The sequence below is a fragment of the Bradyrhizobium sp. WBAH42 genome, assembly GCF_024585265.1.
Taxonomy (GTDB): domain Bacteria; phylum Pseudomonadota; class Alphaproteobacteria; order Rhizobiales; family Xanthobacteraceae; genus Bradyrhizobium.
Genome location: NZ_CP036533.1, coordinates 2,411,820 through 2,432,137, shown reverse-complemented (window position 1 = coordinate 2,432,137; position 20,318 = coordinate 2,411,820). Strand labels below are relative to the sequence as shown.

The window sequence follows — 20,318 nt, the reverse complement described above, 5'->3', positions numbered from 1 at the left end:
CGATCGAATTAACTCCCCCGAAAGAGCTCGGCTCTCATGGTCGTCACGTCAACGACAGCGCCGAACGAGGCGGTCCCCACCCAGACGGAGTTTTGTTCATGAAGAACTTGATTGCGCGTTTCGCGAAGGATGAATCCGGCGCCACCGCCATCGAATACGGCCTGATCGCCGCCGGCATCGCGCTGGCCATCATCACCGTCGTCAACAATCTCGGCACCACGCTGAACGCCAAGTTCACCTCGATCAGCACCTCGCTGAAGTAAGCGGGTCCACGAACGACGACAAAAGCCCCGGACCTCCGGGGCGTTTGTTTTTCTGAAGACGGCGAGTTCCAGTGGCGTTGCACAAGGTAAGAACCGATGCCGCGGTTGCGGCGCGCGAGGCGGAAGCGGCGCAGGCCGGCTCGCCGGTCTATTGGATCTGCCTTGCGCTGCTGGTTGCGACGGTCGCGCTCGCCGCACGCATCGCCAGCTTCTGGTGAAGGCGCGTTCGGCGGCCGAGGGCCCGCGCGCCCGTGCCCCGTTGTCGGTTTGTTTAGCATCGCGCGCTAGCATCGCCCGACGCCAGCTCCCGCGACAAACCCAGGCCCCAAGACGCAGCCCATGATCCTCGACCTTGCGCGCCTTCTGCTCTTCCCGGCCCTGATGGCGTTCGCCGCGGCGAGCGATCTCTTCACGATGACGATCTCGAACCGCGTGTCGCTGGCGCTGGTGGCAGGCTTCTTCGCGCTCGCCCTCGCCGGTGGCATGGCACCTTACGAGATGCTGAGCCATGTCGGCGCCGGTGCGCTTCTCCTGGTCGTGGCCTTCACCTGCTTCGCCATGGGCTGGGTGGGCGGCGGCGACGCCAAGGTCGCGGCTTCCGTCGCGCTCTGGTTCGGCTTCCCACATCTGATGAACTTCCTGCTCTACGCCTCGCTGTTCGGCGGTGCGCTGACGCTGCTTCTGCTCCAGTTCCGGCAGTGGCCGCTGCCGTACGGGCTGGCAGGACAGGCCTGGCTCGCTCGGCTGCACGCCAAGGAGAGCGGCATTCCCTACGGCATCGCGCTCGCGCTGAGCGCGCTGATGGTCTACCCGGAGACCGAATGGGTGAAGGCGATCGACCTCGCTCACCTCGCACTGCGCTGAACGCCCAGGGTAAACCCGGCGTTAAGGCGATTTAGATACGCCTCATTAACCATGCTTTGACGAATAGCTGGTCAACTGCCGATGACGGCGGCGGCAGCGTCGCGGCGTATTGTTGGAAAGTTGAAGCGTATGAATAGGGCACGCATTGTCGTCCTGACGGCCGCGATCTGCGCCGGCGGCGTCGCCGCGTACCTGGCGAGCGGCACCGACAATTCTGCGCCGCCTCCGGTTCCGGTCGCGCAGCTGCCGACGGTCGACGTCCTCGTCGCGAAGAACGACATCGGCCTCGGCCAGACCGTGAAGCCCGAAGACGTGCAATGGCAGACCTGGCCGACCGCGACCGCCAGCGCCACCTTCATCCGACGCAACGAGCGCCCCGATGGCGCGACCCAGGTGACCGGCTCGATCGCGCGCGCGCCTTTCATTCAGGGTGAGCCGATCCGGGACCAGAAGCTGGTCAAGGCCGAAGGTTCCGGCTTCATGGCGGCAATCCTGCCCACCGGCATGCGGGCGATCTCGACCGAGATCTCGCCGGAGACCGGCGCAGGCGGCTTCATCCTGCCCAACGACCGCGTCGACGTCCTGCTCACGCGCCGGCTCAAGAACCCGGACCAGAGCAGCGGCGCTCCCGACATCGTCACCTCCGAGATCATCCTGGCCAATATCCGCGTCCTCGCCATCGACCAGGCGCCCAAGGAAAAAGACGGGCAGAACGCGGTGGTCGGCAAGACCGTCACCCTCGAGCTCAATCCCGCGCAGACCGCAACGCTCTCCGCGGCGCGTCAGAGCGGCACGCTGTCGCTGGCGCTGCGCAGCATCGTCGACGTCAAGATGAGCGAGATCACGCTCGATGACTCCGCGCAGAAGCGCGAGGGGGTCTCGATCATTCGCTACGGCATTCCAAGTCAGACGGCTAAGGCACGATGAAGACAGTCGACATCAATTGCAGGGCAGATTCGGCGACGATGCGGACCTCACTGGTCCGCGCCCTGTCGTTTTCGGCCGCCCTCGCGCTGGGGGTCAATCCGGCGATCGCCCCGGCGGTCGCAGCCGATTACCGCCCCGTGGCGCCGGCCGCGGCGGACGGCCAGATCAATGCGCGTTTCCTTTCGCTCGGCGTCGGCAAGTCCATCGTCATCGACCTGCCGCGCGACATCAAGGACGTGCTGGTCGCCGATCCCAAGATCGCCAACGCGGTGGTCCGTTCGGCGCAGCGCGCCTATATCATCGGCGCCGCGGTCGGCCAGACCAACATCGTGTTCTTCGATTCCGCCGGGCAGCAGATTGCGGCCTATGACATCGCGGTGAAGCGCGACCTCAACGGCGTGCGGGCCGCGCTGAAGCAGGTCCTGCCCAATTCGGACATCCAGATCGACGGCCTCGGCGACGGCATCGTCCTGACCGGCACCGCTGCCAATCCGCTGGAAGCGCAGCAGGCCAACGACCTCGCCGCGCGCCTGGCTGGCGGCGCCGACAAGGTGGTGAACTCGATCGTGGTACGCGGCCGCGACCAGATCATGCTCAAGGTGACGGTGGCCGAGGTCCAGCGCAACATCGTCAAGCAGCTCGGCATCGACCTCACCGCCAACCTGAACTACGGCACGTCGGTGGTGAGCTTCACCAATTCGAACCCGTTCACGGCGCTCGGCAAGAACCTCGTGGACGGCAACAACCTGACCACGAAGTTCGGCGCCGCCCCGTCGGTGCAGGCCACGCTGCGCGCGATGGAAACCGCCGGCGTGATCCGCACGCTGGCCGAACCGAATTTGACTGCGATCTCCGGTGAATCGGCGACGTTCATCGCCGGCGGTGAATTCCCGGTTCCGGCAGGCTATGCCTGCGATCCCACCACGCATGTCTGTACCACCCAGATCAGCTTCAAGAAGTTCGGCATCTCGCTGAACTTCACCCCCGTCGTGCTGAGCGAGGGCAAGATCAGCCTGCGGGTGATGACCGAGGTCTCGGAGCTGTCGAACGAGAATGCGATCACGCTGTCGCAGGCGGTGACCACGAACACGGTGAACTCGCTGACGGTCCCCTCGATCAGGACCCGCCGCGCCGAGACCTCGCTGGAAATTCCCTCCGGCGGCGCGATGGCGATGGCCGGCCTGATCCAGCAGCAGACCAAGCAGGCAATCAGCGGATTGCCGGGGCTGATGCAGCTGCCGATCCTGGGCACGCTGTTCCGCAGCCGCGACTTCGTCAACAACGCGACCGAGCTGGTCGTGATCGTGACGCCCTATGTTGTCCGCGCGGTGGCGCCGAAGGACCTGTCGCGGCCGGATGACGGCTTCGCCCCGCCTGCCGATCCGCAAGCCCAGCTGATCGGCAACATCAACCGGCTCTACGGCGTGCCCGGACGCACCGAACCGGCCAAGAACTACCGCGGCACCTACGGCTTCATCACCGACTGAGGCGGAACGGGGACTCTACGATGACCACAAGACCACCCCAGCTTCGCAAACGCGCCGTCCGCCTCGGCGGCGCGCTTGTCGGCCTGACGCTCGCGCTCGGCGGCTGCCAGCACAACGAGGTCGTTACCGCCTCCATTCCCGACGACTACAAGCAGCGCCATCCGATCGCGATCGAGGAGCAGAACCGCTCGATCGTCGTCTTCGTCGGTCATGCCCGCGGCGGATTGACCGCCGCCCAACGCGCGGACGTGATGGGCGTCGCATCGGCATGGTTGCACGAAGGTACCGGTGCCATTCACATCGACGTGCCGTCCGGCACGCCCAATGCGCGTCCGGTCGCGGATACGATGCGCGAGATCCAGGCCATGCTGGCAGGGGCAGGCGTTCCGCCGCGCGGGGTCACCATTCGTCCCTATCAGCCCGAGGACAAGCGGTTCCTGCCGCCGATCCGGCTCACTTATTCCAAGATCGCCGCGGTCGCGGGTCCCTGCGGCCTGTGGCCGGACGACATCGGGCCTTCGATGAAGAACAAGAGCTGGTTCGAGAACAAGGACTATTACAATTACGGCTGCGCCTATCAGCGCAACCTCGCGGCCATGGTCGACAATCCATCCGACCTCGAGCAGCCGCGGCCCGAGACACCTTCCTACACGATACGGCGCACCGCCGCCTTCGAGAAGTATCGTAAGGGAATGCCGACGGGTGTCGCCTATCCCGATGCCGACAAGGCCAAACTCAGCGACACAGGCAAATGATCAGTTACGCGCGCCAGACACACGAAGAGCAGCCGGCAGCAGCTCCTCCGCCGGTCGAGGAGCATATTGCGCCCGCGCCGCGCGTCTCGGTCCAGGCCTTCTGCGAAACCGTGGAGACGGCCGCCGCGGTACAGTCGGCCGGCGAGGATCGCCGTCTCGGCAAGGCTCACCTGAAGATCCAGATGGGCGGCATGGCGGCCGCGATCGAAGCCTACCGCTCGGCTCCCACGCCGAACGTGATCGTGCTCGAGAGCGATGGCCGCAACGACCTGCTGGGCGGGCTCGACCAGCTCGCCACCGTCTGCGATGCCGGCACCCGCGTGGTCGTGATCGGCCGCATCAACGACGTCACGCTCTACCGCGAGCTGGTGCGCCGCGGCGTCAGCGATTACGTGCTCGCGCCGGTCGGCGCGATCGACGTCGTGCGCTCGATCTGCAACCTGTTCTCGGCGCCGGAAGCCAAGGCGGTCGGCCGCATCATCGCCGTGGTCGGCGCCAAGGGGGGCGTCGGCGCCTCCACCATCTCCCATAACGTCGCCTGGGCGATCGCGCGCGACCTCGCAATGGATGCCGTCGTCGCCGACCTCGATCTCGCCTTCGGCACCGCTGGCCTCGACTACAACCAGGATCCGCCGCAGGGCATCGCCGACGCCGTGTTCTCGCCCGACCGCGTCGACACCGCCTTCATCGACCGCCTGCTGTCGAAGTGCACCGACCATCTCAGCCTGCTGGCGGCGCCTGCGACGCTCGACCGGGTCTATGATTTCGGCACCGACGCCTTCGATGCCGTGTTCGACACGCTGCGCTCCACCATGCCCTGCATCGTGCTCGACATTCCGCATCAATGGTCGGGCTGGACCAAGCGCGCCCTGATCGGTGCGGACGACATCCTGATCGTGGCCGCCCCGGACCTTGCCAATCTGCGCAATACCAAGAACCTGTTCGACCTGTTGAAGGCCGCCCGTCCCAACGACCGGCCGCCGCTGTACTGCCTGAACCAGGTCGGCGTGCCGAAACGGCCCGAAATCGCCGCCGCGGAGTTCGCCAAGGCGATCGAGAGCCAGCCGGTCGTCTCGATCCCGTTCGAGCCGCAGATCTTCGGCTCGGCCGCCAACAACGGCCAGATGATCGCGGAGATCTCCGCCAACCACAGGTCGATCGAGATGTTCCTGCAGATCGCCCAGCGCCTGACCGGCCGCAGCGAGACCAAGAAGCAAAAGTCGTCCCTGCTTTCACCTCTGATTGAGAAGTTGCGGGGAAGATAAGCCGCCGCATGGAGTTGTTAAGTGTTCGGTAAGCGTAGCGGAACAGACACCGACTTTCGGGCGCCCAAGCCCGGCGCCGTGTCGCTCGAGCCTGCCCCGGCTCAGGCGCCGACGGTGTCGCGCGCCCCGCCTCCGCCGGCCGTCGCCTCGCCGCCGCTTGCGCCCGCCAAAGCTCCGCCGCCTCCGGCCATGGAGAGCCGGCGTTCGGACAATTATTACGAGGTCAAGGCGACCATCTTCGGCGCGCTGATCGAGGCCATCGACCTCGCCCAGCTCGCCAAGCTCGATTCGGAGTCCGCGCGCGAGGAAATCCGCGACATCGTCAACGAGATCATCGCGATCAAGAACATCGTGATGTCGATCGCCGAGCAGGAGGAGCTGCTCGACGACATCTGCAACGACGTCCTCGGCTACGGCCCGCTCGAGCCGCTGCTATCGCGCGACGACATCGCCGACATCATGGTCAACGGCGCCAACACCGTCTACATCGAGGTCGGCGGCAAGATCCAGCGCACCGGCATCCGCTTCCGCGACAACCAACAGCTTCTCAACATCTGCCAGCGCATCGTCAGCCAGGTCGGCCGGCGCGTCGACGAATCCTCGCCGATCTGCGACGCGCGCCTCGCCGATGGCTCCCGCGTCAACGCCATCGTGCCGCCGCTGTCGATCGACGGTCCCGCGCTCACCATCCGCAAATTCAAGAAGGACAAGCTGACGCTTGATCAGCTCGTCAAGTTCGGCGCGATCACGCCGGAAGGTGCCGAGATCCTCCAGATCATCGGTCGCGTCCGCTGCAACGTGCTGATTTCCGGCGGTACCGGCTCGGGCAAGACCACCCTGCTCAACTGCCTCACCAACTACATCGAGCACGACGAGCGCGTCATCACCTGCGAGGACGCCGCCGAGCTCCAGCTGCAGCAGCCCCACGTGGTGCGGCTGGAAACCCGCCCGCCCAACATCGAGGGCGAGGGCCAGGTCACGATGCGCGAACTGGTGCGCAACTGCCTGCGTATGCGCCCCGAACGCATCATCGTCGGCGAGGTCCGCGGACCCGAAGCCTTCGACCTGCTGCAGGCCATGAACACCGGCCACGACGGCTCGATGGGCACGCTGCACGCCAACAACCCGCGCGAGGCACTGTCGCGCTGCGAATCCATGATCACGATGGGCGGGTTCTCGCTGCCCTCGCGTACCATCCGCGAGATGATCTGCGCCTCGATCGACGTCATCATCCAGGCCGCGCGCCTGCGCGACGGTTCCCGCCGCATCACCCACATCACGGAGGTGATGGGCATGGAAGGCGACACCATCATCACCCAGGACATCTTCCTCTACGACATGGTCGGCGAGGACGCCAACGGCAAGATCATCGGCCAGCACCGCTCGACCGGCATTGGCCGTCCGAAGTTCTGGGAACGCGCCCGCTACTACGGCGAAGAGAAGCGCCTCGCTGCGGCGCTCGACGCGGCGGAAGTCGCGCCGAAGACGTGAGCAGGTCAGCAGCGCCATGAACATTCAGGTCCTCGCCCTCGCCTTCCTCGCCACCGCAGCGGTCGGTGGCATCGCCTGGGTCTTTCTCTATCCGCTGCTGTCCGGGGAGCGAAAGGCGGAAAGCCGCCGCGCCTCGGTCGCGCGCGCCGAGGCGCCCACGGCCCGTCAGGCCGAGAAGACCCAGCGCTCGCGCCGCGAGCAGGTCGAGACCACGCTCAAGGACCTCGAGGCGCGGCGCGCCCAGGAGAAGAGCGTCCCGCTCAGCGTCCGCCTGTCGCAGGCCGGGCTCGACTGGACGCCCCAGAAATTCTGGATCGTGTCCGCCGTCGTGGCGGGCGTATTTTTCGCGGCCGCTGTGTTCGCGGGCGGCGGACTGATCGGCGCCGCCGGTCTTGCCTTTGCCGGCGGCTTCGGCCTGCCGCGCTGGGCACTCGGCTTCCTCAAGAAACGCCGCGAAACCAAGTTCCTGGCTGCACTGCCCGATGCGGTCGACGTGATCGTCCGCGGCATCAAGGCGGGCCTGCCCTTGTTCGAATCGATCAAGGTCGTGGCCGCCGATGCGCCCGAGCCGCTGCGCAGCGAGTTCCTGGCCATCATCGAGACGCAGGCGATCGGCATGCCGCTGGGCGAGGCCTGCGCGCGGCTCTACGAGCGCATGCCGCTGCCGGAGGCCAATTTCTTCGGCATCGTGGTGTCGATCCAGCAGAAGTCGGGCGGCAACCTCTCCGAAGCGCTCGGTAACCTCTCCAAGGTGCTGCGCGACCGCAAGAAGATGAAGGAAAAGATCCAGGCGATGTCGATGGAGGCCAAGGCCTCGGCCGGCATCATCGGATCGCTGCCGCCGATCGTGATGTTCCTGGTCTATCTCACGACGCCGCAATACATCTCGGTGCTTTGGACTCATCCCACCGGCCAGCTGATGCTGGTCGGCTGCGTCGTCTGGATGTCGGTCGGCATCCTGGTGATGAAGAAGATGATCAACTTCGATTTCTGACGGTGGCGTATGGTCGAATTCCTCGTCTCGAAACTGCACGACGTCCGTTTCATGACCATGCTGCTCGCGGCCATCGCCGCGAGTGCCACGGTCTATACGCTGGTGATGCCGTTGTTCGCCGGCGAGGGCCTCTCCAAGCGCATGAAGGCGGTGGCGAGCGAGCGTGAGCGCATCCGGCAGCGCGAGCGTGAGCGTCTCAACAAGAGCGAGAAGGTTTCGCTGCGCCAGACACCGAAGCAACTCGTCTCCAGGGTGGTCGAGGACTTCAACCTGACGAAATGGCTCGCGCAGGAAGCTGCGCGGGACAAGCTCATCATGGCAGGTTACCGCGGCCAGGCACCCTATATCACCTTCCTGTTTGCCCGCATGGTCGCCCCGATCGTGTTCCTGATCGGCTCGGCCCTCTACGTGTTCGTGATCGGAAACATGCAACAGGCGCTGCCGATCAAGATCGGCATCTGCCTCGGCGCCGCCTATCTCGGCCTCCAGGCGCCGATGCTGTTCCTCAGGAATGCGATCTCCAAGCGCCAACTCTCGATCAAGCGTGCGTTTCCCGACGCGCTCGACCTGCTCCTGATCTGCATCGAATCCGGCATGTCGGTCGAGATGGCATTCCGGAAGGTTGCGAACGAAATCGTGGGCCAGTCGATCGCGCTGTCGGAGGAGTTCACCCTGACCACCGCCGAGCTGTCCTATTTGCAGGATCGCAAGGTCGCCTACGAGAACCTGGCACGGCGTACCGGGCTCGAGGGCGTCAAGTCGGTGTGTCTGGCGCTGCAGCAGGCGGAACGTTACGGCACCCCGCTCGGCCATTCCTTGCGCGTCATGGCGCAGGAGAATCGCGACATGCGCATGAACGAGGCCGAGAAGAAGGCGGCCGCGCTGCCGCCGAAGCTCACGGTGCCGATGATCCTGTTCTTCCTGCCGGTGCTGTTCGTGGTCATTCTCGGACCCACCGCCATCAAGGTCACCGAGATGCAGTGAGCCGGGCTGGACCCATACGGTCCGCCACCAAGGCCAGGAAGTCAGATGATCAGTCGGGCTGGCTCAGCGAAGCGATCGGCGTCCGCTTCGGCGCGCCGCGCGGGGCGTCGCTGCGGCTCAGCATTTCCTTGAGATAGGCGACATTGGCCGCAGCCTGGTCCGGCGGCAGGTCCGCCTTGACGATGGCCTCCGCTTCCGCGAAGCGGCCCTGCAGACCGACGACCAAGCCGAGGTTCTGCCGCACCCGGGCGCCGGCACGCGGCGAGGCATGGGCCTGCCGTAGCGCCTCTTCCGCCTTCGGCAGCTCTTTCGACAGCATGTAGGACAGGCCGAGGTTTGAGAGCACGCCGGGATCACCCGGTGCGATCTTCAGCGCGCTCGCGTAATAGGATCGCGCCTCCTCATGACGGCCCATCTGGTCCAGCGCGGTGCCCTGCACAGAGAGCAGGCGCCAGTCCGGATTGTCGGGCGAATGCGCCTTCGACAGCACATCGAAGGCCTGCTGGAAATTGCCGTTGTCGGCGAGGGCGCGGCCGTATTGAGCGAGCAGCGCCTTGTTGCCGGGGTTGGCGATGGTCGCCTGCTCGAGCACGGCGGCCGCCTGGGCGCGTTGGCCGTTGGCGCGCAAGGCCTGGCCATAGGCGAGTGCGGCGTCGGCATCCCGGGGATTGGCGCGGTAGCGCTCGCCATAGGCTTCGACCGCACGCGCCGGATCGGTCGGCGCGCGATCGGCGGAGGCCGCATCCGCCCGGGGGCCGACCGAGCCCGTCACCTCGGAGAGCTTCGACATGGCCGTGCAGCCGCCGAGGCCCATCGCAACCGTCGCGACCAGCGACGTGGAAGCAAGTAGCCGGGTAAGCCTGATCCGTTGACGCATGACGCTTTGACTCTCGAGCTGCTCGATCGAGCCGAACGCGTCAGCAATAGAATGTTAACCCTAACGGCCGGTTAACGGCGCTATCCAACGTGCTCCTCTCGCGCCGGCGGTTGTTGCGGAGGCGCGCCTCCGCCGAGGCCGAGATCGAGGCCGAGCGCCTTCACCTGCTGGTCCAGCTCCCGCAGCAATTGCAGTCTCTGCCGCGCCCGCCGTCGAACGTCGATCCCCTCGCGAGGCAGCCGCGGCACCTGGCGCAGGAAGTCGTGACGGTTGATCAGGCCTCTCCCGTAGAGCTCATCGAGCTGAGCGCGATCGATGCCGAGCACGTCGGCGGATTGCTCGATCAATCGACCGAGCAGCGTTCTCACCGCGGCGAGCACGTCGACATCGAATCCCGGCCCGGATCTCGCGGCCTTGCGCGCGAGCTCCGCCCAGGCATGGGCCGAGACGACGTAGGCGTAGAGCGCATTCGCCCAGTTCGGCTCCGCCTCATCGTAGAAGCTGCCACGCACGAACAGCCGGCGGACGATCGCCGCGACCTGGTCGCGTGTCAGCGCGCCGGATGAGGCGGCCGCGATCGCCGACTGGAGGGCCGGATCACGGGAAAAGTCGCGTCCCGCGGGCAGCCTGATGACCCCGCCCGGCAGGTTGGAATCGAGTGGCCTGAAGGCCGCATCGTTGCGGAGCCTCGAATAGCGGGTGATCGCGAAGCGGTGCTCCGTGCGGCCGGCATGGGACGCGGGGCCGAAATGGACGAGGTTGAAGCCGGCATCGTCGCCGGCCTGCCCGGTCGAGGACGGACAGGAGAGCACGTAGATCGTGCGCCAGAACGCCTCACCGCTGTCGCTCGACGTCGCACGCGGATCGGGGATGGAATAACGGGTCAGCCCCTCGACATGGCGATGACCGTGCAGAACCAGATCGACGTTGAGCGAGGTGGCAGCCTCGAGGAAGGTCGCGGGTGCGGCGAGATACATCAGCGGCTCGTCGGGCACGCCGAGAAAGCGCTTTCCTTCGCCGGTCGCCTGCGGCAGCGGATGATGGTGCAGGGCCAGCACGCGGACCAGGTTGTCCACGGGCTCGGCATAGTCGGTGCGCCCGGAAGAACCGATGCTCCCCGCGAGCTCGGCGCTCAGCCGGGCGGAATCGGCGACCATCGCCTTGTAGGCGCTCTCGCCGATCTTGCCGCTCGCGAGCGCCATAAGGCTTGCGCGATTGGAATCGAGCAGCACCAGGTCGAGGCCGGCCTGACGGTAATAGACGCTCTTCGCGGTCCGCGGCAGGTGCAGGTAATCGTAGGCGTCGTGACGGCCCGCACGCTGGCTCGGCCGCTTGACGTCGTGATTGCCGGCTACGGCCTGGATGTCGGTGAACAGCCCGGTCTGCCGGAAGGATGCGATGACGGCGAGCGCCTCGTCGAGTGCGCGCGGCGTCGGATCGTCCACCAGGTCGCCCGTGATCAGCAGGATGCGATCGGGAACATTCGCGACAGCCGCCATCTTCTCGCAAATCGCGGCCCTGAGCGTCTCGATGGCCGGAAGCAGCCGGCCCGACCCGTCCAGATGCAGGTCGGAAATCTGCGCAACAACGAACGATCTATCCATTTTGCGCCGCTCATCTACAATGCTGCGCCGCCCAAACAGTAAGAAAAATGCTTCGACGAACGGATTCAGCCGTATCGACCTAACCTCGGCAGGCACCGTGCTGCTGCGTGTCTGCGTTCGGGTCACGCAGAGCGAGCGGCACAATCTAGAATATTCTCAGATAATGCCACAACCAAAACGCTAGTAAAGCCCTGCGGCCGCGGCGTCGCGAACGGCAGCTCTCGGCGTCAGATACGAGATTTGTCCGAGGAGGGTTTCGTCTCGTCCGCTCAATATTCGATGGCAATCCGCTTGCGGATCTCGTCGACGCGCCTGTCGAGCGCATCGAAGCGCGCGTGGACGGAGCGGTCGTGGAGATAGAAGAGGTAGCCGCCGGCAAGGAACGCGAAGATCCAATGGTGGTGCTCGACATAACCGAAGATCACCTCGATAGCCTGGCCGATGAACGTAACCACGCTCCACACAAACTCCATTGCATGTCCTCCCGGCGCGTTTGTCGTCGGTCGCCCCCGATTTCATTCTGGCGACCGTTGCCGGAACCTACCATGGCCCCCTTGAGGCGAGTAGCGGCTCGCCGACCGGTGACGGCAAAGCCGATTGCAGCCGCGGCCAAACTCTGCGAAGTCTCGTCCGTTCGCATGATCCGCCTGAACTGACGATCCGGACCCGCCAATGCCTTCTGTCTTCGAGACGTCATCCACCGCCACCCCGATCACCTTCGTCACCAAATCGAGCTGGGATCAGGTCGCCGAGACGCTGCCGCCGGCGCAACGCCAGTTCGCGCGCGCCAGCGCCTTTGCCGCAAAGCCGGGCGGCTATCTTGCCCTGCCCGCGACCGACGGCGCCATTGCACAGGTGCTGTTCGGGCTCGAGGAGGAGAGCGCAAGATCGCGCGACCTGTTTCGGCCCGGCGCCCTGCCCGGCCTTTTGCCGCCGGGCACCTATCGGTTTGCCAATGCACCGCACGACGCACGGCTCGCGGCGCTCGCGTTCGCGCTGGGATGCTATCGCTTCGCCCGCTACCGTAAGGCTGATCGCCCCGAGGTCCGGCTGGTGCCGCCTGACGGTGTCGATGCGGCCGAGATCGAGCGGATTGCCGATGCCGCAATGCTCGCGCGCGACCTCATCAACACGCCCTCCAACGACATGGGCCCGGACGAGCTCGCCGCAGAGGCGCAAGCGCTCGCCGCCGAGTTCGGCGCGAGCTTCGCCTGCACCATCGGCGAAGAGCTGGCGAAGAGCTTTCCGCTGATCCACGCCGTCGGCATGGCCTCCAGCCGCGCGCCGCGGCTGATCGACATCGTCTGGGGCGATCCTGATCATCCCAAGGTGACGCTGGTCGGCAAAGGCGTGTGCTTCGACACCGGCGGCCTGGACCTGAAGCCGTCGAGCGGCATGCTGATCATGAAGAAGGACATGGGCGGCGCCGCCAACGTGCTGGCGCTGGCGCGCATGGTGATGGATGCGAAGCTGAAGGTGCGGCTGCGCGTGCTGATCCCGGCGGTCGAGAACGCCGTCGCCGGCAATGCCTTCCGCCCGCTCGATATCTTCACCTCGCGCAAGGGGATCACGGTCGAGATCGGAAACACCGACGCCGAAGGCCGCCTCGTGCTCGCCGACGCGCTGGCGCTGGCCGACGAGGAGACGCCCGATCTGCTGATCGACCTGGGTACGCTGACCGGCGCGGCCCGCGTCGCGCTGGGACCGGATCTGCCGCCCTTCTACACCAATGATGAGACGCTGGCCTCCGACGTCGCGCGCTGCGCGGTGAAGGAGAACGATCCGTTGTGGCGCATGCCGCTGTGGCCGCATTACGATGCCTGGCTGGACTCCAAGACCGCCACCATCACCAATGCACCATCGGGCGGTTTTGCCGGCTCGATCACCTGCGCCCTGTTCCTGCAACGCTTCGTCGAGCGCGCCAAGAGCTGGCTGCATGTCGATATCTTTGGCTGGACGCCGTCGGCGAAGCCGGCACGGCCCGAAGGCGGCGAGTGCCAGGCCGCGCGCGCCATCTACGCACTGCTGAGCGAGCGCTATGCATGACCCGCGGCTGACACCGGCGCGCGGCGACCTCGCCGCCAAATATCTCGAAGGCAAGGTGCAGGCGGATCGCTACGTCGCCGGCGAGGAATTCGAGGTGGTCGAAGCGATCGCGCCGTTGCGCGAGCAGCCGTCCTCGAACGCGATGCTGAGGACGGAGGCCCTGCGCGGCGAACGTGTCACGGTCTACGACCGCAACGGCGAGGGTTGGGCGTGGGGCCAGCTCAATGGCGATGGCTATGTCGGCTGGCTGCCGGATGCTGCGCTCGCAAAGCCGTCGGCCGCCGCAACTCACTTGGTCAGCGCGCTGCGGACGTTTGCGTTCCCCGGACCCTCGATCAAGCTCCCGCCGGCCGACACGCTCGTGATGGGATCGAAGCTCGCCGTGGCGCGCCAGGACGGCGGCTTCGCCGTGACGCACGACGGCAGGTATCTGCCGAGATCGCATCTCGCTCCGCTCGATCATCGCGAAGCGGATTTCGTCGCGGTCGCCGAGCGCTTCCTTGGCACGCCCTATCTCTGGGGCGGCAAGAGCAGCTTTGGCATCGATTGCTCCGGCCTCGTCCAGGTCTCGCTGGCATCGACCGGGATCGGCTGCCCGCGCGACAGCGACATGCAGCTCGCCGGTCTCGGCCGTGCGCTGGAGCCGCATGAATGGAGCAGCTTGCAGCGCGGCGATCTGATCTTCTGGAAAGGTCATGTCGCGATCGTGCGCGATGCCGCCACCATGGTTCACGCCAATGCGCATCACATGGCAACGGTAATCGAGCCGATCGAGCCGGCGATCGCGCGGATCAAGGCGGCCGGCAGCGAGGTCGTTGCGATCAAGCGGCTGTAGCCGCGCACCGTGTAGATGGGTAGAGCGCAGCGAAACCCATCGCTTCAAGGCCCGCGTCGTTAGGATGATGGGTTTCGCTGCGCTCTACCCATCCTACCGGAGCTACGTCGCCACCGCCCCATTCCCGGCCGTTTCCAGCCGGAACGCGGCCGCGAACAGCGCGCGGGTGTAGTCCGTCTTCGGATTCCTGAACAGCTCGGCGGCCTGGCCTTCCTCGACCACCTTGCCGCCGCGCATCACGATGAGGTGGCTGGCGAGCGAGGCGACGACGCGCAAATCGTGCGAGATGAACATGTAGGTGAGCTCGCGCTTGCGCTGGAGCTCGCGCAACAGGTCGACCATCTGCGCCTGGAACAGCATGTCGAGTGCGCTGGTCGGCTCGTCGAGCACGACAAAATCCGGCTCCAGCACGATCGCGCGCGCGATCGAGATGCGCTGACGCTGGCCGCCGGAGAATTCATGCGGATAGCGGAAGCGCGTCTCCGGATTGAGCCCGACATCCTCGAGCGCCTTGACGACGCGCGCCTCGCGTTCTTCGCGCGAGAGCTTCGGCTGATGCACGGACAGGCCTTCGGCGATGATGTCGGCGACCGACATACGCGGTGAGAGCGAGCCGAACGGATCCTGGAACACGATCTGCATGTCGCGCCGGAAGGGACGCATCTCCTGGAAACGCAGGCCCTGGATGTCTTTCCCTAAGAACACGATGCGCCCGTTCGAGGAGATCAGCCGCAGCAGCGCAAGCCCCAGCGTGGTCTTGCCCGAGCCGGATTCGCCGACCACGCCGAGCGTCTCGCCCTTGCGTACGGCGACACTGACGCCGTCGACCGCCTTGATGTGGCCGACCGTCTTGCGCATCAGGCCGCGCTTGATCGGGAACCAGACTTTGAGATCATTGGCCGACATCACCACCGGCGCATCCGGCTGCGGCGGCGCCGGATCGGGCTTGGGCTCGGCCGCGAGCAGGTCGCGCGTATAGGGATGTTTCGGGCTCTTGAAGACCTGCTCGACCGGCCCCTGCTCGACGATCGCGCCGCCCTTCATGACGCAGACGGTGTCGGCGATGCGGCGCACGATGCCGAGATCGTGGGTGATGAACAACAGGCTCATGCCCAGCCGCGAGCGGATCTCGGCGAGCAGCGCCAGGATCTGCGCCTGCACGGTAACGTCGAGCGCGGTGGTCGGCTCGTCCGCGATCAGAAGGTCCGGCTCGTTGGCGAGCGCCATCGCGATCATCACGCGCTGGCGCTGGCCGCCGGAGAGCTGGTGCGGATAGCTGTTCAGCCGGGTCTCCGGATCGGGAATACCGACCTGGGTCAGCAGCTCCAGCGTCCGCTTGCGCGCCTGCGCATTGCTGGTCGGATTGTGCAGCTGGATGATCTCGCCGATCTGCGCCTCGATCGTGTGCAGCGGATTGAGCGAGGTCATCGGCTCCTGGAAGATGATGGAGATGTCGCTGCCCCTGAGCTCGCGCATCTGCTGCTCGGATTGGTCGATCAGCTCCTGCCCCTTGAAGCGGATGCTGCCGGAGGGGTGGGAGGCGTTCGGATAGGGCAGCAGCTTCAGGATCGAGAGCGCGCTGACCGACTTGCCGGAACCGGATTCGCCGACCAGCGCGACGCATTCGCCGCGCTTGATCTGGAACGAGACCTTATCGACCGCGAGCGTGGTGGCGCCCCCCTGGTGGAAGGCCACCGAAAGATCGCGCACGCTGAGCAGAGGCTGGTTGATCGCGTCCATGTGCCTTACCTGAACGTCTTGCGCGGATCGAAGGCGTCGCGCACGGCTTCGCCGATGAAGATCAGGAGCGACAGCATGATCGCGACCGAGAAGAAGCCGGAGAAGCCGAGCCACGGCGCCTGCACATTGGCCTTGGCCTGCGACAGCAGCTCGCCAAGGGAAGGCGACCCCGGTGGCAGGCCAAAGCCGAGGAAATCGAGCGCCGTCAGCGTCATCACCGAGCTCGACACGATGAACGGCAGGAACGTCATGGTCGCGACCATCGCGTTCGGCAGCAGGTGACGGAACATGATCACGGGATTGGAGACGCCGAGCGCCCGCGCCGCCTGGATGTATTCGAAATTGCGCCCGCGCAGGAACTCGGCTCGCACGAGACCGACCAGCGAGACCCAGGAGAACAGCAGCAGGATGCCGAGCAGCACGAAGAAGCCGGGTACGAGCACCGAGGACAGGATCAGGAGTAGATAGAGCGATGGAATCGCGGTCCAGATCTCGATGAAGCGCTGGAAGATCAGATCGACCCACCCGCCGAAATAGCCCTGCACCGCGCCCGCCGCGATGCCGATGACGGACGAGACGATGGTGAGACAAAGGCCGAACAGCACGGAGATGCGGAAGCCGTAGATCAGCCGCGCCACCACGTCGCGACCCTGATCGTCGGTCCCGAGCCAGTTGTATTCGAGATCGCGGCAGCTCTTCAGCCCCTTCTTCTCGACCACCGGCTTGCACTGCTTCTCCGTCAGCATCCAGGTCGGCGGCGACGGCGCCGGCGTCGGCAAATCGAGATTATGGGTGTCGTAGGAGTAGCGGATCAGCGGCCAGACGATGCTGCCGCCCTTTTCCTTGATCAGCTTCTGCAAGTACGGGTCGCGATAATCGGCCGCCGTCTCGAAATCGCCGCCGAACGTCGTCTCCGAATAGGTGACGAAGGCCGGCCAATAGAGACGGCCATCGAACTTGATCAGGAAGGGCCGATCATTGGCAATCAGCTCGGCGAACAGCGAAATCACGAACAGGCCGATGAAGATCCAGAAGGACCAGTAGCCGCGGCGGTTCGCCTTGAAGTTCTGCCAGCGCCGCCGGTTGAGCGGCGACGGAGCGAACGGCTTGCGCGTGATCGGAACGACATCGCCGAGCGGCGACTTCGCTGTGGTCTCGATCGGCGTCGGCGCGGTGATCGTCATCAGACCTCCCGCGCTTCGAAATCGATCCGGGGGTCGATCCACATATAGGTCAGGTCGGAGATCAGGTTGATGACGAGGCCGACCAGCGAAAAGATGTAGAGCGTGCCGAACACCACGGGGTAGTCGCGGTTGAGCACGCTCTCGAAGCTGAGCAGCCCGAGCCCGTCCAGCGAGAAGATGGTCTCGATCAGCAGCGAGCCGGAAAAGAAGGCGTGGATGAAAGTGCCGGGGAAGCCGGCGATCACGATCAGCATCGCGTTGCGGAAGACGTGGCCGTAGAGCACCCGGTTCTCGCTGCAGCCCTTGGCGCGGGCGGTCATGACGTATTGCTTGCGAATCTCGTCCAGGAACGAGTTCTTGGTCAGGAACGTCATGGTGGTGAAGGCACCCAGCCCCATGGCGATCAGCGGCAGCGTCAGATGCCAGAAATAATCGATGATCTTCCAATACCAGGGAAACTGCGACCAGCCGTCCGAGGTGAGTCCGCGCAACGGGAACCAGTTGAAGAAGGAGCCGCCGGCAAACAGGATGATGAGGAGGATGGCGAACAGAAAACCGGGGATGGCGTAGCCGAGCACGAGTACCGTCGAGGTCCAGGTGTCGAAGCGCGCCCCGTCGTTCACGGCCTTGCGAATGCCGAGCGGGATCGAGATCAGATACGTCACAAGCGTCAGCCAGAGGCCAAGCGAGATCGAGACGGGCAGCTTCTCCTTGATGAGCTGGAGCACGCTGACGTCGCGAAAATAGCTCTTGCCGAAATCGAAGCGGGCGAAGTTCCACACCATCAGCAGGAAGCGTTCCGGCGCGGGCTTGTCGAAGCCGAACTGCACCTCCAGCTTCTTGATGAAATCAGGGTCGAGGCCCTGCGCGCCGCGATATTTCGAGTTGATGGCATCGCCGCCAGCACCGACCTGTCCCGGCGCGCGCTGCGCAAAATCGCTGCCGCCGGAAATACGCGAGGTCCCGCCGGTATCGGCACCCGAGAGCTGCGCGATTACGCGCTCGACCGGGCCGCCCGGCGCGAACTGCACGACGACAAAGGACACGAAGAGGATTCCGAGCAGCGTCGGAATCATCAGCAGGATGCGGCGGGCGATATAGGCGCTCATGGCTATTTTGCCTGCTCGAGCTTGGCCGCCTTGGCGGGCTCATACCACCAGATCTCCGGCGCGCCGACGCCATTGGCATAGCGCGGCAGCTTCTGCGGATGGCCGAACTGATCCCAATAGGCCAGCCGGTGCGTCTTGTTGTACCATTGCGGTATCCAATAGCGACCGGCGCGGAACAGGCGATCGAACGCGCGGCAAGCGACGGTCAGCTCTTCGCGGCTGTCGGCCGCCATGATCTTCTCGATCATGGCATCGATCGCCGGACTGGCGACGCCGGCGAGATTGTACGAGCCCTTGGTGTTTGCGACCTGCGAGGAAAAGAATGCGCGCATGGCATCGCCTGGTGTCGCCGACATGCTGAAGCGCTGGATCGTCAGGTCGAAATCAAAATCTTCCTGCCGGGCTTTGTGCTGTACGGCATCGACGAGGCGCACGCTCGCTTCGATGCCGAGCGTCGCGAGATTCTTGATGTAAGGCGCGTGGTGCGGCTGGAACGAGGGCTCATCCAGCAGGAACTCGATCTTGAATACCTCGCCGTTCGGCAGTACCCGCTTGCCGTCCTTGATGGGCACGCCGGCCTCGGTCAGCAATTGCTGCGCCTTGCGGAGAAGGCTGCGATCCTGACCGGAGCCGTCAGAGGTCGGCGGCGTGAACGGCGCCGCAAACACCTCGTCGGGAACCTGGCCGCGAAACGGCTCCAGCAGCTTCAGCTCTTCCGGCGAAGGCGGCGCATTGCCCGCCATGAGGTCCGAGTTCTGGAACGGCGACACCGTACGGGCATAAGCGCCGTACATGATGGTCTTGTTGGTCCATTCGAAATCGAAAGCGTTGATCAGCGCCTCGCGCACGCGGGGGTCTTTGAATTTGTCGCGCCGCGTATTGATGAACCAACCTTGCGCACCGGAGGGCGTATCGTCGGGCACGACCTCCATCTTGACACGGCCGTCCTTGACCGCGGGGAAGTCATAGCGCGTCGCCCAGATGCGCGAAGTGAACTCCTCGCGGTAGAGATAGCTCTTGCCGGTAAAGCCCTCGAAGGCGACGTCGCGGTCGCGGTAGAATTCGTAGCGGACGACATCGAAGTTGTAGCTGCCGCGGCAGGGCGGGAGATCAGCGGCCCACCAGTCCTTCACGCGCTCGAACTCGATGTAGCGATTGACCTCGAACCTGCCGACCCTGTACGGGCCCGAGCCGAGCGGAATCTCCAGCGACGATTCATCGAACGGGCGGGACGCGTAGTACGCCTTCGAGAAGATCGGCAGGCTGGCGACATAGAGCGGCACGTCGCGCGCACGCCCCTTGGCAAAGGTGACCACGAGCGTCGCATCGTCGAGGGCTTCCGCGCTGACCATGTCGCGCATCTGCACGATGATCAGCGGATGCCCCTTGGTCTTCAGCGTCGTCAGCGAAAAAGCTGCATCGTGGGCCGTGAGCCTGGTCCCGTCGTGGAACTTCGCTTCCGGCCGCATCATGAAGCGATAGACCAGCTTGTCCGGCGATATTTGCACGGATTTGGCGGCCAGCCCGTACATTGCGTCAGGCTCGTCACTTGCCCGGACCATCAGCGGCGAAAACGTCATGTCCATACCTTGTGCGCCGTCGCCTTTCAGGATGAAGGCGTTGAGCGAGTTGAAGGTCTGGTAGGACTGATTGTAGGCGCGCACCGACGGGATCAGCGAGAACGTGCCGCCTTTCGGCGCATCGACATTGACATAGTCGAAATGATGGAAGTCGGCGGGATATTTGAGATCGCCGAACGCCGACATGCCGTGCGCCTCGATCGCCGCTTCCGATGCTCGTGCGCCGCGCAACGGCTGCGCACCCAGCGACGCCCCGAGGGCGCCGCCAACACCCAAGACCAGCACATGGCGGCGTGACATCTGCGTCATGCGG

Annotated in this window: 19 protein-coding genes; 12 read left to right on the top strand and 7 right to left on the bottom strand. The window is 65.2% G+C overall.

Going from position 1 to position 20,318, the window contains the following annotated elements; translation table 11 throughout:
- Window positions 1-98 precede the first annotated feature (98 nt).
- The 10 genes from DCG74_RS11320 (at window position 99) to DCG74_RS11275 (ending at window position 9,030) form a co-directional block, all read left to right on the top strand.
- A complete protein-coding gene (locus DCG74_RS11320; protein WP_106941836.1) occupies window positions 99-263 on the top strand; it encodes a Flp family type IVb pilin in 165 nt (54 codons plus the stop codon).
- A 77-nt stretch (window positions 264-340) separates the two neighbouring features.
- Entirely contained in the window at window positions 341-481 is a 141-nt protein-coding gene (locus DCG74_RS11315; RefSeq protein WP_172784654.1) for a hypothetical protein, read from the top strand.
- Between the two features lie 121 nt (window positions 482-602).
- Window positions 603-1,127, top strand: a complete 525-nt coding sequence (locus DCG74_RS11310; RefSeq protein WP_172784910.1) for a prepilin peptidase — start codon at window positions 603-605, stop codon at window positions 1,125-1,127.
- A gap of 129 nt (window positions 1,128-1,256) precedes the next feature.
- Window positions 1,257-2,054 carry a Flp pilus assembly protein CpaB gene (cpaB, locus tag DCG74_RS11305; RefSeq protein WP_172784911.1) on the top strand — a complete coding sequence of 266 codons (798 nt, stop codon included), beginning with the start codon at window positions 1,257-1,259 and terminating at the stop codon, window positions 2,052-2,054.
- A complete protein-coding gene (locus tag DCG74_RS11300; protein WP_172784912.1) occupies window positions 2,051-3,541 on the top strand; it encodes a type II and III secretion system protein family protein in 1,491 nt (496 codons plus the stop codon). The genes cpaB and DCG74_RS11300 overlap by 4 nt, the downstream gene beginning before the upstream one ends.
- 20 nt (window positions 3,542-3,561) lie before the next feature.
- Window positions 3,562-4,296 (top strand): CpaD family pilus assembly protein, encoded by a 735-nt coding sequence (locus tag DCG74_RS11295; protein ID WP_172784913.1) that lies wholly within the window; start codon window positions 3,562-3,564, stop codon window positions 4,294-4,296.
- Entirely contained in the window at window positions 4,293-5,561 is a 1,269-nt protein-coding gene (locus tag DCG74_RS11290) for an AAA family ATPase (protein ID WP_172784914.1), read from the top strand. The genes DCG74_RS11295 and DCG74_RS11290 overlap by 4 nt, the downstream gene beginning before the upstream one ends.
- A 21-nt stretch (window positions 5,562-5,582) precedes the next feature.
- On the top strand, window positions 5,583-7,052 hold the full coding sequence (locus tag DCG74_RS11285) for a CpaF family protein (protein WP_172784915.1): 1,470 nt from the start codon (window positions 5,583-5,585) through the stop codon (window positions 7,050-7,052).
- Between the two features lie 16 nt (window positions 7,053-7,068).
- Window positions 7,069-8,046 carry a type II secretion system F family protein gene (locus DCG74_RS11280; RefSeq protein WP_172784916.1) on the top strand — a complete coding sequence of 326 codons (978 nt, stop codon included), beginning with the start codon at window positions 7,069-7,071 and terminating at the stop codon, window positions 8,044-8,046.
- Window positions 8,047-8,055: 9 nt separating this feature from the next.
- Window positions 8,056-9,030 (top strand): type II secretion system F family protein, encoded by a 975-nt coding sequence (locus tag DCG74_RS11275; protein WP_172784917.1) that lies wholly within the window; start codon window positions 8,056-8,058, stop codon window positions 9,028-9,030.
- 49 nt (window positions 9,031-9,079) lie between these two features.
- On the opposite strand, the gene DCG74_RS11270 is transcribed toward DCG74_RS11275, so the two are convergent.
- From DCG74_RS11270 to DCG74_RS11260, 3 genes are all read right to left on the bottom strand, one after another.
- Window positions 9,080-9,907 (bottom strand): tetratricopeptide repeat protein, encoded by an 828-nt coding sequence (locus DCG74_RS11270; RefSeq protein WP_172784918.1) that lies wholly within the window; start codon window positions 9,905-9,907, stop codon window positions 9,080-9,082.
- An 80-nt stretch (window positions 9,908-9,987) separates the two neighbouring features.
- Window positions 9,988-11,511 carry a metallophosphoesterase gene (locus DCG74_RS11265; protein WP_172784919.1) on the bottom strand — a complete coding sequence of 508 codons (1,524 nt, stop codon included), beginning with the start codon at window positions 11,509-11,511 and terminating at the stop codon, window positions 9,988-9,990.
- 269 nt (window positions 11,512-11,780) lie between these two features.
- Entirely contained in the window at window positions 11,781-11,984 is a 204-nt protein-coding gene (locus DCG74_RS11260; RefSeq protein ID WP_172784920.1) for a hypothetical protein, read from the bottom strand.
- A gap of 199 nt (window positions 11,985-12,183) precedes the next feature.
- Here DCG74_RS11260 and DCG74_RS11255 point away from each other — a divergent pair, with 199 nt between their 5' ends.
- Window positions 12,184-13,557, top strand: coding sequence for a M17 family metallopeptidase (locus tag DCG74_RS11255; protein ID WP_172784921.1), 1,374 nt, complete (start codon window positions 12,184-12,186; stop codon window positions 13,555-13,557).
- Complete coding sequence (locus tag DCG74_RS11250; RefSeq protein ID WP_172784922.1) at window positions 13,550-14,392, top strand: C40 family peptidase; 843 nt, start codon at window positions 13,550-13,552, stop codon at window positions 14,390-14,392. The genes DCG74_RS11255 and DCG74_RS11250 overlap by 8 nt, the downstream gene beginning before the upstream one ends.
- 102 nt (window positions 14,393-14,494) lie before the next feature.
- Here DCG74_RS11250 and DCG74_RS11245 read toward each other — a convergent pair whose 3' ends face one another.
- The 4 genes from DCG74_RS11245 to DCG74_RS11230 are packed head-to-tail and all read right to left on the bottom strand — an operon-like array spanning window position 14,495 to window position 20,314.
- Window positions 14,495-16,132 (bottom strand): ABC transporter ATP-binding protein, encoded by a 1,638-nt coding sequence (locus DCG74_RS11245; protein WP_172784923.1) that lies wholly within the window; start codon window positions 16,130-16,132, stop codon window positions 14,495-14,497.
- 5 nt (window positions 16,133-16,137) lie between these two features.
- Complete coding sequence (locus DCG74_RS11240) at window positions 16,138-17,316, bottom strand: ABC transporter permease (protein WP_172784924.1); 1,179 nt, start codon at window positions 17,314-17,316, stop codon at window positions 16,138-16,140.
- Window positions 17,316-18,425 (bottom strand): microcin C ABC transporter permease YejB, encoded by a 1,110-nt coding sequence (locus tag DCG74_RS11235; protein WP_172784925.1) that lies wholly within the window; start codon window positions 18,423-18,425, stop codon window positions 17,316-17,318. Before DCG74_RS11235 ends, DCG74_RS11240 begins: the two co-directional genes overlap by 1 nt.
- Window positions 18,426-18,427: 2 nt before the next feature.
- Window positions 18,428-20,314, bottom strand: coding sequence for an extracellular solute-binding protein (locus DCG74_RS11230; protein WP_172784926.1), 1,887 nt, complete (start codon window positions 20,312-20,314; stop codon window positions 18,428-18,430).
- Between the last annotated feature and the right edge of the window lie 4 nt (window positions 20,315-20,318).